This window comes from Methylobacterium sp. Leaf102 (assembly GCF_001422425.1).
Taxonomy (GTDB): domain Bacteria; phylum Pseudomonadota; class Alphaproteobacteria; order Rhizobiales; family Beijerinckiaceae; genus Methylobacterium.
In genome coordinates this window covers 325333-340731 of the sequence record NZ_LMMX01000001.1, presented here as the reverse complement: position 1 = coordinate 340731, position 15399 = coordinate 325333, and the positions used below count along the sequence as shown (strand labels likewise).

The 15399-nt window shown below is 66.7% G+C and carries 14 protein-coding genes; 4 read left to right on the top strand and 10 right to left on the bottom strand.

Annotation, left to right across the window (positions count from 1 at the left end; translation table 11 throughout):
• Nucleotides 1-301: 301 nt before the first annotated feature.
• Nucleotides 302-2128, bottom strand: coding sequence for an AAA family ATPase (locus ASF27_RS21335; RefSeq protein WP_082478788.1), 1827 nt, complete (start codon nt 2126-2128; stop codon nt 302-304).
• 483 nt (nt 2129-2611) lie between these two features.
• A complete protein-coding gene (locus tag ASF27_RS01570; protein ID WP_056357207.1) occupies nt 2612-3694 on the bottom strand; it encodes a site-specific integrase in 1083 nt (360 codons plus the stop codon).
• Between the two features lie 122 nt (nt 3695-3816).
• Between ASF27_RS01570 and dusA the strand changes: the two genes are divergently transcribed.
• A complete protein-coding gene (dusA, locus tag ASF27_RS01565; RefSeq protein ID WP_082478736.1) occupies nt 3817-4839 on the top strand; it encodes a tRNA dihydrouridine(20/20a) synthase DusA in 1023 nt (340 codons plus the stop codon).
• Here the strand turns inward: dusA and ASF27_RS01560 are convergent.
• The 3 genes from ASF27_RS01560 to cobS form a co-directional block, all read right to left on the bottom strand.
• The gene (locus ASF27_RS01560; RefSeq protein ID WP_056166687.1) at nt 4836-5531 is read right to left on the bottom strand and encodes a TIGR02281 family clan AA aspartic protease; all 696 of its coding nucleotides are present in this window, start codon (nt 5529-5531) and stop codon (nt 4836-4838) included. The genes dusA and ASF27_RS01560 overlap by 4 nt on opposite strands.
• Complete coding sequence (locus ASF27_RS01555) at nt 5528-5761, bottom strand: DUF1289 domain-containing protein (RefSeq protein ID WP_056166988.1); 234 nt, start codon at nt 5759-5761, stop codon at nt 5528-5530. The genes ASF27_RS01560 and ASF27_RS01555 overlap by 4 nt, the downstream gene beginning before the upstream one ends.
• 61 nt (nt 5762-5822) lie before the next feature.
• Complete coding sequence (cobS, locus tag ASF27_RS01550) at nt 5823-6647, bottom strand: adenosylcobinamide-GDP ribazoletransferase (RefSeq protein WP_056357203.1); 825 nt, start codon at nt 6645-6647, stop codon at nt 5823-5825.
• A 101-nt stretch (nt 6648-6748) separates the two neighbouring features.
• On the opposite strand from cobS, the gene cobT reads away from it, so the two are divergent.
• A complete protein-coding gene (gene cobT, locus ASF27_RS01545) occupies nt 6749-7786 on the top strand; it encodes a nicotinate-nucleotide--dimethylbenzimidazole phosphoribosyltransferase (RefSeq protein ID WP_056357201.1) in 1038 nt (345 codons plus the stop codon).
• Here the strand turns inward: cobT and uraD are convergent.
• The 5 genes from uraD to ASF27_RS01520 all read right to left on the bottom strand — a co-directional run bounded on the left by uraD (nt 7783) and on the right by ASF27_RS01520 (nt 12367).
• Nucleotides 7783-8289 (bottom strand): 2-oxo-4-hydroxy-4-carboxy-5-ureidoimidazoline decarboxylase, encoded by a 507-nt coding sequence (gene uraD / locus ASF27_RS01540; protein ID WP_056357199.1) that lies wholly within the window; start codon nt 8287-8289, stop codon nt 7783-7785. The genes cobT and uraD overlap by 4 nt on opposite strands.
• 6 nt (nt 8290-8295) lie before the next feature.
• On the bottom strand, nt 8296-8649 hold the full coding sequence (gene uraH / locus ASF27_RS01535; RefSeq protein ID WP_056166698.1) for a hydroxyisourate hydrolase: 354 nt from the start codon (nt 8647-8649) through the stop codon (nt 8296-8298).
• Between the two features lie 39 nt (nt 8650-8688).
• The gene (gene uraH, locus ASF27_RS01530; protein ID WP_082478735.1) at nt 8689-9249 is read right to left on the bottom strand and encodes a hydroxyisourate hydrolase; all 561 of its coding nucleotides are present in this window, start codon (nt 9247-9249) and stop codon (nt 8689-8691) included.
• A 25-nt stretch (nt 9250-9274) separates the two neighbouring features.
• Nucleotides 9275-10636 carry an MFS transporter gene (locus ASF27_RS01525; protein ID WP_056357195.1) on the bottom strand — a complete coding sequence of 454 codons (1362 nt, stop codon included), beginning with the start codon at nt 10634-10636 and terminating at the stop codon, nt 9275-9277.
• A 129-nt stretch (nt 10637-10765) separates the two neighbouring features.
• Nucleotides 10766-12367: a HAMP domain-containing sensor histidine kinase gene (locus ASF27_RS01520; RefSeq protein WP_056357193.1), complete on the bottom strand. Its 1602-nt coding sequence runs from the start codon at nt 12365-12367 to the stop codon at nt 10766-10768.
• Nucleotides 12368-12620: 253 nt separating this feature from the next.
• Here ASF27_RS01520 and ASF27_RS01515 point away from each other — a divergent pair, with 253 nt between their 5' ends.
• Both ASF27_RS01515 and ASF27_RS01510 read left to right on the top strand, forming a co-directional pair.
• Nucleotides 12621-13076, top strand: coding sequence for a (2Fe-2S)-binding protein (locus ASF27_RS01515; RefSeq protein ID WP_056166708.1), 456 nt, complete (start codon nt 12621-12623; stop codon nt 13074-13076).
• Between the two features lie 48 nt (nt 13077-13124).
• Nucleotides 13125-15329 carry a xanthine dehydrogenase family protein molybdopterin-binding subunit gene (locus ASF27_RS01510; RefSeq protein ID WP_056357191.1) on the top strand — a complete coding sequence of 735 codons (2205 nt, stop codon included), beginning with the start codon at nt 13125-13127 and terminating at the stop codon, nt 15327-15329.
• The last annotated feature ends 70 nt before the right edge of the window (nt 15330-15399 follow it).

Genomic DNA, 15399 nt, shown 5'->3' with positions numbered 1-15399 from the left:
GGCTAGTAGTTTGGAAGCATCCCAAGCTTTTCATCCCAAATCCGGCATTTGGATAAATACTCGTCATCGCTTTGTCATGCGCCTTAATCAGTTTTCAGGCCTGTTTCATAATACTGGGCCATCAGTCTGACGTTGAGCATGGCTGCAGCGAAGGCGAAGAAAGTGACCGCAGAGGACGTGGGGCAGCCAATCATAATAAGGCAGGGGCCGATCAGGCCGAAGCTGCGCTAGATGATCCGCCGCGCCACGTCGTTGTGCTTCTGTTCAATGAGAACACCTCGACCCAGGCCATAGACTGAAATCACCCAGCAGCTTGACGCTCAGAGACGGCATTTACAAGCCCCTCTACATAGTCCTTCAATTCAGAAAGCCGCTCAGGGGCTTCTACCTGGATTATTTGTAACAAACTGAGCGTGTCATCTTTCTTGTTGAAAGTGACACGTTGTTCTGAAATCTCACCACAAACATCAGCAATCAAATTCGCAGCATCTACTTTTGCAAGCCATCCTTGGTCAAACAGATCGTTTGTCCAGCTACAGCCTTTGTATTTATCCCTTTCCGCAACTTCTTTTATCTTGGCCTCCACCACGTTGGGCAATATTATGGTTTGATTCGTTAGGTCACGATCTGAAATAAACTTACAAATTGCATCCGGATAGACCATGTAGCATTCAATAAGTCGACGAGGGAGAAAATGCAGCGCGCCACGAGAGTCTTGGATCATCTTTTCTTTTTCAGTATTTGTCAGCTTTTCAGTGTCAAAGCTGAATATAGCAGCAGACAAAAGAGGTATTGCGACAGTAGTTAATCGCTGGTAGATCTCATAAACTAATGCCTTATCCCGCCTCTTCGCGTTGAAATCACCAGTAGTCAAAACTGATGTAAAAATGATTCCTTTTGGGACCGCTCGACCTACACCTTGAGCATAGATGAAAGGGAAGCATAATTCTTCGGTTGGACCTTCGACCCAAATTACACGATCTGCGGCAAAAACGTCCGCCATGGATACGCCAAGCTGACTTGCGACCTCGCGCAGGGCGTCAACGCTGGCGATATCTAATTTAGTGATCCTCGATTCGTAGCCTTCTCTTTGGACAAGTAATATATTACGTGGATTGCTTGAGGCGATTACTTCAGGCGCATGAGTCGAAACAATATATTGATGATTGCTGTATTCAGTTTGAAGAATACGTAAAAGCGTTTTCACGGCAGCGGGATGCAAAAAACTGTTGATTTCGTCAATGATAATAACAGCATTTTCAACTGTCATAACGGCTACAAAAATCGACATGACCTGAGCTACTCCGGTGCCACTCTGAAGCAGAGGGAAGCTCAGTTGCACTCTTTCCATTCTCTCCGTTGGCCAAACCCGAACCTCGACCAACCCAACACCCGATACCGGCGTCACGCTGACATTGCCGACGGTAGAAAACACTTCACGCATATGTCGGACAAGTTTTTGAAACAGGTCGCCGCGATCACCCTGCAAAGTGAGTAGTACGGAGGGGAGATTGCTAGCGTTAGGACTCAATCGTGGAGCGTTATCCGGAGCTGATCTCCCAATATTCATTCTTTCTGCCGAAAAATAGAACATTTCACGCCGCCACAAACCAATGACGATCTCTGCAGAGGAATCATTATCTGTTCCCTCCGCACTATAATTGAGATTACCTCCATCCGCCATGACGCGGATGGCAACCTTATGCTGGTTTTCGTTCCAAACAAAATCACGATGCCCAGGGTAATCAGTGGTCGGGTGCTGGCCAGGTCGCTGCACAATATTAATTTCGTGCTCTGCCTTCTCTAGCAACTTTGGAACATACGCGGGGTAGTCATCGTTGTATTTTACAGGTATAAAAGATCGACTATTCAATAAAAGGCAGTCGCGGAATTCTGTATTATTGAAACTTATTGTCAGATGAACAATTGGCATTGGGAGCTTAAACTCTTCCCAAGTGTTTGGAGATCGATGCCGATCATCTGCAAGATCTGGCATAAATGCTCTCAAAATGGAGCTTTTACCAACGTTATTCTGGCCAACGATAAGATTCATTCCTCCGGAAAATTCAATTAATCCTGAGTCACTAAATGATTGAAAGCCAATTATTTGAGCTTTTGTTAATTTCATTTCGTCTCCAGCCCAGTGCTTGCGTATGCTACATTAGTCCATTTTTCGTAACGGGTCGAACAGTTAAGTTTTTGGGTGAGCGACAGGCGCCATGGAAGGTGGCAGATGGTCTGACGCTTACCCAGGAATCCCAAACTTGGACGCTTGCCGCCCCTGCTGAGCTTGCGCGCGAGAGTCTGCCTAAGGCAACCAGCCTCAGCGATGCCGAGTGGGCGGTGCTTACGCCGCTTCTGCCTGCGGCATCCGACATAGGCCGTCGATGGCATCGGCCAGTGCGCGCTGTCTTCGGAGCCGTCCTATTGTGATAATTTTTGCAATACAAATAATTGCTTAAAATGTCTGGAAGCGAACTTTTTCATTTTTTTCTAGGGGGCGTCAGCGGTCCCGTCGATTAAGTCTGCTTCCATGCTTTGTCGCTCAAGAGCGGACGAGCTGCAAACTTCTCATGACGGACGTTCGCTAGTTCGGCGGAGGGAAATCTGCCTACGGAACCATAGGGGCTGTAACAGCTTCGAGCCACGGCCAGCCAATGTATAGGTCCCCTGTCTGACGGATGTGCGTATACCGCTGCAGGCTCTGCCAGGACCGATGTCCCGATACCGAAGCGGCGAGGGGCACCGTGCGCCCCATCTCGAAAAGCCGCGACACCCCTTCATGCCGAAGATCATGGAAGTGTAGATCCTCGATACCGAGGAAAGCACACGCACGGGTGAAGGCAGCCGAGATTGCGTCCGTCGTGTAGGGGAAGATGCGCAGATCGACCCGGGGCAGGGCGGTCGCAATGTGAAGCGCCTCCGACGGCAGCTCGCACCACACATCATTAGCGACCTTTTGGCCGGGATTCTTCATATCCCGCACCAGCACGCGTGACCCGTCCTCGTCGAGGTCCGCCCACGCGAGGCGAGTGATCTCTTCCTGACGGCGGGTGGAGAACAGCGCGAACGCGATGATGCGCTGCATGGGCAGCGACCCTGGCCGACGGGCACGCACCCCACCGAAATGCTCCATCAGCGTATCGAGCTCGCCCAGCGTCGGGCGCCTGTCGCGCGAGCGGGACTTCGCCGTCAGGCCGAGCCGCTTGGCAACGGACATAGCCGCATCCATCTGCGCGGGATCGAGCGGGTATCCCCATGCAGGCCTCGCTACGGCGAAGACTGCGCCGAGATGCGCCATGTAGTTTCCCACCGTCTGCGGCAGGCGGCCGGTCGACAGGTCGCGAGCGAACGCCACGATCTCCGCGCTGGTCACGGCCGAACAGGGCTTCTCCGCAAGGTCGAAGGTCTTGATGGTGCGCAGCACCTGCGCCTTCGTTTTTCCAAGCGCACGACGCGAATCGCTGATGTATCGGTCGATCGCCGCCCCAAGCGTCGGATCGTCAGCCTTGGTCGCGGCAAGAGCCCCAGGCTGTCCCAGCTCGTGCTCACGCTTAGCGATCCACGCTGCAGCGGCCGGACGCCGATCAAACGTCTTGGTCTCCCGGTGCTGGAGGCCATCCCTTTTGACCACGATCTGCGCATGGTATCCGGTCGAGCCGTCTTTCCGCTTGCGCGGCAGGATGGTGCCCACGTCGCCCCCGATGGCCGGTACAGCATGGCCTGAGGGCTACAGCATTGCTGTACAGCGGGCAACGTTTGAGGCGTTCCGAGCCGTACCAAGCCGGACTGAGTACAGCATTGAATGAGAGCGAAGTGACCGCAGGGCCTGAAAAATTCAGCAATCTCAGTGGATGGCAGCTAAGCGTTGCACCGATGATGGATTGGACCGACCGGTACTGCCGGGCGTTCCACCGCACCCTGTCGCGGCGTGCACGGCTCTACACCGAGATGGTCACCACCGGGGCGGTGCTGCACGGCCCGCGCGACCGCCTGCTCGGCTTTGCCGCCATGGAGCATCCCGTGGCGGTGCAACTCGGCGGCTCGAACCCGGCCGATCTCGCCGCCTCCGCGCGGATCGCCGAGGATTTCGGCTACGACGAGGTCAACCTCAACGTGGGCTGCCCGTCCGACCGGGTGCAGGACGGCCGCTTCGGCGCCTGCCTCATGCGCGAGCCTGCATTGGTGGCGGAGTGCGTCGCCGCCATGAAGGCGGCGGTCTCGGTCCCCGTCACGGTGAAGTGCCGCATCGGCGTCGACGACCAGGACACCGAGATCGCCCTCGACGCCCTCGCGGAGGCGGTGATCGCGGCCGGCATCGACGGCCTCGTGGTGCATGCCCGCAAGGCCTGGCTCCAGGGCCTGTCGCCGAAGGAGAACCGCGACGTGCCGCCACTCGATTACGATCGGGTGGCGCGGCTGAAGCGGGCGCATCCGGGGCTGCCCGTCGCCATCAACGGCGGCATCGCCACCATCGCGGACGCCAAGGCGCAGCTCGCGCATGTGGACGGCGTGATGATCGGGCGTGCCGCCTACACCGATCCGGCGATCCTCCTCGACATCGATCCGGGGCTGTTCGGAGAGGCGGCCCCAGTGGCCGACGCCTTCGCCGCCGTTGAGGCGTTCGTGCCGGTGTTGGCCGACTTCCTCCAGGACGGCGTGCGCCTGCACGGGGTGACCCGGCACATGCTCGGCCTGTTCAACGGCCGCCCCGGTGCCCGGGCCTACCGCCGGCATCTTTCGACCCGTGGCCTCGACCCGGAGGCCGGCGTCGAGATCCTTCGGGAGGCCGTCGCCCTGGTGGCGCGGGCGGAGGCCGAGCGGGATCAGGCGGCTTAGGAACCGCGCAGGATCAGCCGGTCACCGCGCACCTCGAAGCCGGACAGGCGGTCGAGGAAGCTCATGCCCAGGAGATTGTCGCGTAGGGCCCCCGGGCGGCTGACCAGGGCCGGAACCCGGCGCTCGACGATGGTGCCGACCCGCAGCGATTCGAGGAAGACCGGGGCCGCGACCGTGGTGCCGTTGGCGGTGGAGACCCGCACGGCGAACTCCGACGCCGTCGGGCGGATGCCCAGGGCTGCCGCCGTCTCGGCCGTGAGCACCACCGCGCTCGCGCCCGTGTCGAACTGGAAGCCATGGGACTGGCCGTTGATCTCGGCGCGCACGTGGAAATCGCCGTCCGCCCGGCGGGTGATGGTCACGCTGCCGTCGGTCCCGACCACGGCGCTGCCCGGCCGGACGGCGCCCAGGATCCGCGCGCCGACGGTCCGGGCGTCGTCGCGGTAGGCGTAACCGGCGACGAGGGCGAGGGCGAGGACGCCCCAGATCAGTGCCGCGCGGAGGTTCGCCCCGAGATTGCCCCGGAACTGGTGCCAGAACCCGGCGACGATGACGGCCAGCAGGCTGCCGCTGACGGCGAGACTCGCCAACTGGTCTGGCTCCAGGCCGACGACGCTCTGATTGTCGTGCGAGAACACCAGCACGGCGAGCACGATTCCGAGGGCGGCGAGCGCTAGACCGAGGACGCTCATGGGGTCGCTCGGGTCGGTACGTCTCGATCCGGTGCAGCCCGGTTCGGGTAGGCCTGGCGCAGGCGCTCGGGCAGCCCGGCCATCACCGCCCGCCGCTGGGGCTCGGACAGCGACCCCCACAGGGCGATCTCGTTGCGCGTGCGCCCACACCCCTCGCACAGGCCCGAGACCGCGTCGAGCAGGCAGAGCTTGGTGCAGGGACTGGAGGGTTTCGCGGCGGCCTGAATCATCCCGGCGTTCATGCCAGCCGGTGCGCCCCGGGATCAAGCCCGGTTGGGTCCGCGCGGAGCCTCACGCCGGCACCATGGCCACGAGGCCCAGGAGGGCGGCGATCTCGGCCATCTGCTGGCAGGCGCCGATGACGTCGCCCGTCTGGCCCCCGATCCGGCGCCGGGCCAGCGCCGTCACCGCCAGGGCGCCCAGGCCGGACAGAAGCAGCATGAGCAGAACGCCGCCGACGGGCAGGCCGAGAAGTCCGCCGAGGAGCGCCAGGGTGAGGGCGAGGGCACCCGCCACCGCGACGGCGGGGCGCCCCGGCCGACCGACGCTGGCGGCGGCACCGTCGCGGCGGGCGGGGACGAGGAGCACCATCGGGGCGAGGGCGGCGGTGCGCGACAGGGCGGCGGCGAGCACGAGGGCGAGGGCCGCGCCGCTCCCCGTCCGGTCGAGGAGGGTTGCGAGCGCCCCGATCCGCAGGGCGAGGGCGAGGACGAGGGCGACGCCCCCATACGCACCGATGCGGCTGTCGCGCATGATCTCGAGACGCCGCTCCCGGGTGGTGCCGCCGCCGAACCCGTCGGCGACGTCGGCCAGACCATCCTCGTGCAGGGCGCCGGTGATCAGGACACCCGTGGCCACCGCCAGGGTCGCGGCGAGGAACGGCCCGAGGCCGAGCCCCCAGGCCGCCAGCAGCACGAGACCACCGGGCAGGGCCAGGACGAGACCGGCCAGGGGCAGCATCCGGGGCACGCGGGTGAAATCCGGAGCGGCATGCGGGTCGCCCTCGCCGGGCAGGGCCGGCACCGGCAGGCGGGAGTAGAAGCGCAGGCACGCAGCCCCGTCGTAGGCGAGGAGGGCCCCCGGGAAGGCCGGCTCGTCCCGCGCATCCTCGCCCATCGCCACGTCGTCCCGCCTTCACCGCCACCCGCCCCGCCGTTATAGCTCCGGGCACAGGCGGCCCGCCATCCCGGCGCAGCGTCCGCCACCGGATCCGCGCCATGACCCAAGGGCCATCCCCCGAGCAGACCCCGTTCGGCGACATCCGCCGGCTCCTCGACGCCCTGCCGGGCCCGGACCGGGACGCCGTCGCCATGGTGGCCGAGCGCGACGCCACCCTGACGAAGCCCGCCGGGTCCCTGGGGCGCCTGGAGCATCTCGTGAGCTGGCTCGCCGCCTGGCAGGGCAAGGGCCAGCCGAGCCTCGACCGGCCCCTGGTCTGCGTCTTCGCCGGAAGCCACGGCGTCGCGGCGCGGGGCGTCTCGGCCTATCCCACCGCGGTGAACCGCCAGATGCTCGAGAACTTCGCCGCGGGCGGCGGCGCCATCAACCAGATCTGTGCCGCCTACGGCCTCGGCTTCAAGGTGTTCGACCTCGCCATCGACCTGCCGACCGGCGACATCACCACGGAGGCCGCCTTCGACGAGAAGGCCTGCGTCGCCACCATGGCGTTCGGCATGGAGGCGGTGGCCGCCGGGACCGATTGCCTCGCGGTCGGCGAGATGGGCATCGGCAACACCACCGTGGCGGCGGCGATCTACGCCGCCCTCTACGGCGGCGAGCCCGCCCACTGGGTCGGGCGCGGCACGGGGGTGGACGAGGCGGGCCTCGCCCGCAAGGTCGCGGCGGTGGAGGCGGCCCTCGCCCACCATGCGGGCCATCTCGACGATCCCCTCGAGGTGCTGGCCCGCCTCGGCGGCCGGGAGATCGCCGCCATCGCGGGGGCGATCCTCGCCGCGCGCCTGCAGCGGGTGCCCGTGGTCCTCGACGGCTACGTCGCCACGGCGTCGGCGGCGATCCTGCACGCCCTCGACCCGTCGCTCCTCGACCATTGCCTCGCCGGCCACGTCTCGGCCGAGGGCGCCCATGCGGACGTGCTGGAACGCCTCGGCCTCGTGCCGCTCCTGGCCCTCGGGATGCGGCTCGGCGAGGGATCGGGCGCGGCCCTGGCCGTCGGCCTCCTCAAGGGCGCGCTCGCCTGCCACCGCGACATGGCGACGTTCTCCCAGGCCGGCGTGTCGGAGCGCTCGGCCGGTTAAGCGAGCAGGCGGTCGAGGCGCATCCGGGTGATCAGGGCGATCTCGTCGAGGGCGCTCGCCGCCTCGTCCACTGGGGCCCGAAGCACGCGCGTTTCGAAGATCCGAAGGATCTCGGCCCGGTCGCGGCCCCGCACGGCGACGATGAATGGGAACCCGAATCGCTCGCGGTAGGCGGCGTTCAGGCGGTCGAAGGCGTCCGCGTCGGCGGGTGGCATGCGGTCGAGGGCGGCGCTGCCCTGCTCGCTCGCCGAATCGGCCGTCATGCTGCGTGCCCGCGCTTCGGGGCCGGCGAGTTCCGGGTGACCGTCGAGGAAGGCGCTGCGCGCCGCCGCCGGGGCCGCCCGCACCACGGCCATCATCGCCCCGTGCAGGTCCGCGACGCTCGCGAAGGGCCGGGCCGGGAACGCTCCCTCGGCCACCCAGGCGGCATGCTCGAACACGCCGCCCAACAGGGCTACGAAGGCCTCACGGTCGAGGTGATTCAGGGTGGCGAGGTCGGTCATGCGGCGTCAGCTTCCCCGATAGGTCGCGCAGTTGCCGGGCGTGCACAGCATCGGCACGTGATAGTGCTGCTTCACGTCGAACACCGAAAAACGCACCACCGGGTTGTCTACGAAGATGTCGGCCTCGGTCACGCCGGGCTTGGCTTTCAGATAGGCGTCGATGTGGAATTCGAGCTGGTACTGACCCGCCCTGGCTTCGTCGCCGGGCAGGATCGGCTTGTCCGTGCGCCCGTCCGCGTTGGTGACGACGGATTTGACGAGGCGCCACGCATCGCCCTCCCTCACCGAGAAATCGATGCGCACGCCCGGTGCCGGGCGGCCGCGATCGGCGTCGAGGACGTGTGTGGTGATACCGGCCATGGGGTGTCGTGTCTCCGGGAGGGCGTCGCGTGTGTGGGGTCAGCTGCCGCGGTAGTAGGAATAGCCCCACGGCGTGAACAGCACCGGCAGGTGGTAGCGCTGGCTCGCGTCGCGGATCACGAAGCGCACGGGCACGAGGCCGAGGAAATTCGGGCTCGGGAGGGTGGCGCCGGTCTTGGCGAAATACGCCTCGAAATGCATGAGCAGCTCGTAATGGCCGACCTTCAGGGCATCCTCCGACAGGAGCGGTTCCGGCGTGCGGCCGTTGGCGGCCGTGGTGACGGTCTTGATCGGCCGGTAGGCGTCGCCCTCGCGGATGGAGAGGTCGCAGACCATGCCGGCGCCGGGCGTGCCGTGGAAATTGTCGATGGCGTGCAGGGTCAGGCGTGGCCCGAGCCCGGCCTGGGTCACCGGCGCCGTCGTCAGGGCGCCGGGCTGGGACGGGCTCGCCGGGGGCGGATTCGCCTGCGCCAGGGCACCCGGAACGGCGGCCAGGGCGGCCCCGCCGATCCCAGCGCCGACGAGGCTCCGGCGCGTCAGGGCAAATCCGTCGAATTCCTGTCCGGCGACGTCACGTCGATCCGTTCTGCGTCGATCCATGGAAGGCTCCTTGGGCGGGTCCGGCTCACGCCACCGCGACGCGCGGCTCCGGGGCGGGCGTCTTCGGGGCAGGCGGCTCGGGCGGGACGAAACTGAGGATGAGGACGAGGGCGATGCCCTCGACGGCGGCGACGATCCACAGGCCGGTGGAGACCGAGCCGGTGAGTTCGCGCAGGAATCCCATGGCGGCGGGCGCGCCGAAGCCCGCGAGATTGGCCACCGAATTGATCAGCGCGATGCCGGCGGCGGCGGCCGAGCCCGCCAGGAACCGGCCGGGGATCTGCCAGAACACCGGGATCGCGCTCATGGTGCCGACGATGGCCACGGTGAGGGCGACGACGGACAGGGCCGGGCTCACGGGTACCAGGAATCCGAGGAGCGCGATGGCCGTGGCGCCGACGAGGGCCGGGACGCCGCAATGCAGCCGCGCCTCGCCGGAGCGGTCGGAATGAAGGCCGTTGAGGATCATGCCGGCGCCGCCGCACAGGTAGGCGCCCGACAGGATCCAGCCGATGGTGAGCGGATCGGTGAAGCCGGCCTCCCGCACCACGCTCGGGCCGAAGAAGGTCAGCGCCGAGTTGGCGGTGACGATGCTAAAGAAGATCGCGATGCACTGCCAGACGCGGGCGTCCTTCAGGGAGGCCAGGATGCGGTGCTCGCGGGGCCCGAGGGCCGCCGCGTCGCGGGCCAGATCCGCCACCACCAGGGCCCGCTGCGTGTCCGTGAGCCACAGGGCCTTCGCGGGCCGGTCGGTCAGATAGAACAGGGTGACGAAGCCGGCGAGGATCGATGGGATGCCCTCGATGAGGAACACCCACTGCCAGCCGGCCCACCCGTTCACGCCGTCCATGCCGGTCATGATCGCACCGGCGAGCGGCCCGCCGATGACGCCGGCCAGCGCCGAGGCCGACATGAACAGGCCGAACACCCGGGCGCGTCGCTCCGTCGGATACCAGTAGGTTAGGAACAGGATCACGCCCGGATAGAACCCGGCCTCGAACACGCCGAGCAGGAAGCGCAGCGCGTAGAACCCGGCCGGCGTCGTCACGAACATCATCGCCACGCAGCACGCCCCCCACAGGAAGGTGATGCGGGCGATGGTCCGGCGGGCGCCGATGTGTTCCAGGAGCAGGTTGCTCGGCACCTCGCAGAGGAAGTAGCCGAGGAAAAAGATGCCCGCGCCGATGCCGTAGACCGTCTCGCTGAACTTCAGGTCGGCGAGCATCTGCAGCTTGGCGAAACCGATGTTCACCCGGTCGATCCACGACAGGATCCACAGGCCCATCAGGAACGGCAGGAGCCGCCAGGTGATCCGGCGGTAGGCCGCGTCGAGGTCGGTAGGGAGGCCGGCGTACGGGGGGAGGGCGGTCCGGGCTGTCTGGCTCATGGTCCCCGTCCCCGCGGCCCGATTCGGCCCAGCCGATCGTCGCGGCGGCATCCTTCGGGACGAAGCAACATACGGACCAGGGACGGCGCCTGGAAAGGGGAGATCCGCGCTCCGGCTCCCGTCTGGGCCTCAGGCCGCCCGCGCCGCCGAGCGTCCGCGCTTGGCGTCCGCCGTGGCCTTGTCCGAATCCTGGCTCATGAGATCCTGGATCGGCAGGTCCCCGCCCCGCAGGTCCCCGCCCGGCAGGTCCAGCGCCGGCAGGGTATCCATGACCCGGCTCGCCGGGAAGGTGACCACCACCTCGGTGCCCTCGCGCGGCTTCGACTGCAGCAGGAAGTTGCCGCCGTGGAGATCGACGAGACCCTTCACGATGGGCAGGCCGAGGCCCGAGCCCTGCTCCGCCGTCTTGATGGCGAGGGACCCGCGCCCGAACGACGACATCACCGTGCCGAGCTCGTCCTCCGGAATGCCCGGTCCGCTGTCCTTCACGCTCACGTATTGCCCGCCGGACGAGGTCCAGCCGACCTTGATGGTGATCTCGCCGCCCGGCGGGGTGAACTTCACCGCGTTCGACAGGAGGTTGAGGATGATCTGGCGCAGGGCCCGCTCGTCCGCCCACAGGCGCGGCAGGCTGTCGTCGATGAACTCGTGGAAGGTCTGGCCCTTGCTGCGTGCGCGCAGGCCGACCATGTGGCGACACTCGTCCACGGCGAAGCCGAGCTGGATCGCCTCCTCGTTGAGCTCGTAGCGCCCGGCCTCGATGCGGGAGAGATCGAGGATCTCGTTGATCAGGTTGAGGAGGTGCAGGCCGCTGTCGTGGATGTCGGCGGCGTATTCCTTGTAGGACGGCGCGACGTGGGCGCCGAACACCTCGTTCTTCATCACCTCCGAGAAGCCCAGGATGGCGTTGAGCGGCGTGCGCAGCTCGTGGCTCATGGTGGCGAGGAACCGGCTTTTCGCGAGGTTGGCTTCCTCGGCCCGGCGCCGCGCCTCGTCGGAATTGGCCTTGGCTTGCTCGAGTTCGCCGAAGATCGCGTCCTTCTCGGCCTGGGATTTCAGCGCACCGACCGTCGAGGCGTAGACCCGCCGGGCCAGCCCCATGAAGAACACCTGCGCGCCCACCACCATGGTGACCAGCATCGCCGTGTCCATGTCGTGCGAGAACACGAGGAGCGACAGGGCGGCGATGTTGAGGGGAATGAGGGCGGCCACCGCGGCCGCCGGCAGGGTCGCGGCGAGCATCGTCGACACCGCCGCGACGATGAGCAGGCCGAACAGAACGAAGGTGCGGGCCCCCGGCGTGGTGCCGACGAGGATCATCAGGGCCCAGGATGTGCTCTGTACGATCTCGCACACCATGAAGTAGCGCCGCCACACCGCGACGGAGACCGCCTCCGGGTCCTGCGCCAGGAAGCGCCGGGTGGCGAACATCGACAGGGCGACGGCCGCCAGGAGACAGGCCGCCCACACGGCCGCCACGGGGGGCGGCACCCAGAGGGCGGAGCCCCCCGCGATGGCGAGGCCCAGCAATGCCAGGGGAATGACCGCGCCGGCCCGGTACTGGGCATAGACGCGCACCAGCTCGTAATCGAAGGCGCGTTCCAGCCCGCTCGTCGAGGTCAGCTTCTCGCGGGCCGAGCGCATTTCGCGCGCGACCTCGCGGCGGCGCACCGCCTCCGGGGCGGCCGGGCCGCGCCCACGCTGAATCATCTCCGCTGTCAGGTCGGGCATTACCGTCTTGAGGATCGCGCGAAGGGGCGCTCGCACCCCATGGGGGACCGCGAGCATGTCGGAACACGACCCCTGCGAGACTGACCCGGATATGTTAAGAACGGCCTGCCGCGATCCGCGGCATTGTCTCGATTCCGGACGCTTCGGCGGCGTGACCGGTCGTCGGCGTGGACAAGTCCTGTGTGGTGGCGCACACGAATCGCGCCGTCAGCGGTCTAGCATCGTTCCAAATTACGAATTCGGAGCACGACCCATGGTGAAGCTGACCGTCAACGGCGTCGCCCATAGCGTCGAGGCCGATCCCGAGACCCCGCTCCTCTGGGTGCTGCGCGACCACCTCGACAAGACCGGGACCAAGTATGGCTGCGGCATCGCGCAGTGCGGCGCCTGCACGGTCCACCTCGACGGCCAGCCCGTCCGCGCCTGCCAGACCCGGATCGGCGACATCGGCGAGGGCAAGGTCACCACCATCGAGGGCGTGTCCGGCAAGGTCGCCGAGGCCGTCCGCACCGCCTGGCGCGGCCTCGACGTGGTCCAGTGCGGCTACTGCCAGTCGGGCCAGATGATGTCGGCCATCGGCCTCCTCTCGGGCAACGCGAAGCCGACGGATGCCGATATCGACGGGGCCATGGACGGAAACGTCTGCCGTTGCGGCACCTACCAGCGCATTCGCGCGGCGATCCACGAGGCGGCGCGCAGCCTCGCCTGATCGTCCCCCTGCCCGAATCCTGAAGACCCGTCCGAATTGGAGTCCGCCATGCTGAAGGTCCGTCAGGCCCTGGAGACCGTCCCCTCCCGCCGCGCCTTCCTGGGCGGGGCCACCGTCGCGACGGGGGCGATCCTGCTCGGCTTCACTTTCGGCGGCCCGCGCCAGGCCCGCGCCGCGGGCGGTCCCGACCTCACCGGCGGTCCGGCGAAACCGAACGCCTTCGTGCGGATCGCCGCCGACGACACCGTCACGGTGATGATCAAGCACCTCGACATGGGCCAGGGCAACACCACGGGCCTCGCCACCATCCTGGCCGACGAACTCGACGCGGATTGGGCCACCGTCCATACGGCCTTCGCCCCGGCGGATGCGGCCCTCTACAGCAACCTGCTCATGGGCCCCGTGCAGGGCACGGGCGGCTCCACGGCCATCGCCAATTCCTGGCTCCAGCTGCGCCGGGCGGGTGCGGCCGCCCGCGCCATGCTGGTGGCCGCCGCCGCCGAACGCTGGAAGGTCCCGGCCGGCGAGATCACGGTCTCGAAGGGGCTGGTGCGCCACGCCGCCTCCAACCGGCAGGCCCGCTTCGGCGAGCTCGCCGAGGCGGCCGCGGCGCAGCCCGTGCCGCAGGAGCCGACCCTCAAGCGTCCGGACCAGTGGACGCTCATCGGCACCAAGGTGCCGCGCCTCGATTCGGCCGCCAAGACCGACGGCAGCGCCACCTATTCCATGGATATCCGGCGCCCCGGCCAGGTCACGGCCGTGGTGCTGCACGCGCCGCGCTTCGGCGGCGTGGTGGCGACGGTGAACAGCAAGGCGGCGCGGGCCATGCCGGGCGTCCTCGACGTGGTGACGATCCCCACCGGCGTCGCGGTGATCGCCAAGGACACGTGGTCGGCCATCAAGGGCCGCGAGGTGCTGGACATGACCTGGGACGATTCGGGCGCCGAGACCCGCTCGTCCGACGCGATCCTGGCCGAGTACCGCGAGCGTCTCAAGAGTCCCGGCATCGTCGCCTCGGAGCGTGGCGACGCCGGCGGCGCCATCGGCAAGGCCGCGAAGGTGCTGGAGGCGGAGTTCACCTTCCCCTACCTCGCCCACGCCTCCATGGAACCCCTCAACGCCACCATCGAGCAGGCCCCGGACGGCACCTACGATGTCTTCGCCGGCTGCCAGATCCAGACCATCGAGCAGGCCGTGGTGGCCGCCACCCTCGGGGTGACCACCGACAAGGTCCGCCTCCACACCCAATGGGCCGGCGGCTCGTTCGGCCGGCGCGCGACGCCGAGCGCCGACTACTTCGCCGAGACCGCCGCCATCGTGAAGGCGACGGGGGGCAAGGCCCCGGTCCATCTCGTCTGGACCCGCGAGGACGACATGGCCGGCGGCTACTACCGGCCGATGGTGGTGCACAAGCTCAGAGCCGGCCTCGACGCCGCCGGGGCGGTGGTCGGCTGGGAACACCGCATGATCGGCAAGTCGATCATGATCGGCTCGCCCTTCGAGGCGATGCTGGTGAAGAACGGCGTCGATTCGACCTCCATCGAGGGCGCGTCCGACACGCCCTACGCGTTGCCGGCCTACCGGTTCGAGGTCAACAACGCCCGCGAGGGCGTACCGGTGCTGTGGTGGCGCTCGGTGGGCCACACCCACACGGCGCACGCCATGGAGGTGTTCATCGACGAGTTGGCTCACGCCGCCGGGGCCGATCCCGTCGCCTACCGCCTCGCGATGCTGAAGGGCGCCCCGCGCCTCTCCGGCGTCCTGGCGCTCGCCGCCGAGAAGGCCGGCTGGTCGAACCGGCCTTCGGGCAAGGGGCACGGATTCGGCGTCGCGGCCCACGAATCCTTCGGCTCCTATGTCGCCATGGTGGCCGACGTCACCGCCGACGAAGCCAAGCTGAAGGTCAACCGCATCGTCGCCGCCGTCGATGTCGGTATCGCCGTCAACCCGGACATCATCCGGGCCCAGGTCGAGGGTGCGGTCGGCTTCGCGCTCTCGTCGGTCCTGCGCAACCGGATCACCCTCAAGGACGGGGTGGTGCAGGAGCGCAACTTCGACACCTATGAGCCGACCCGCATGAGCGAGATGCCGGTGGTCGAGGTTCACATCATGCCGTCCACCACGGCGCCCACGGGCATCGGCGAGCCCGGCGTGCCGGTCATCGCCCCGGCGATCTCCAACGCCGTCTTCGCCGCCACGGGGCGGCGCCTGCGATCCCTGCCGCTGGATCTCGGCGGGCTCAAGGGCGTCTGACCACCGTCGTCGGAAGTCACGGGCGCAAGGCCCGTGACGTCAATCATGGATTGTCAATCTCTCGCTCGTA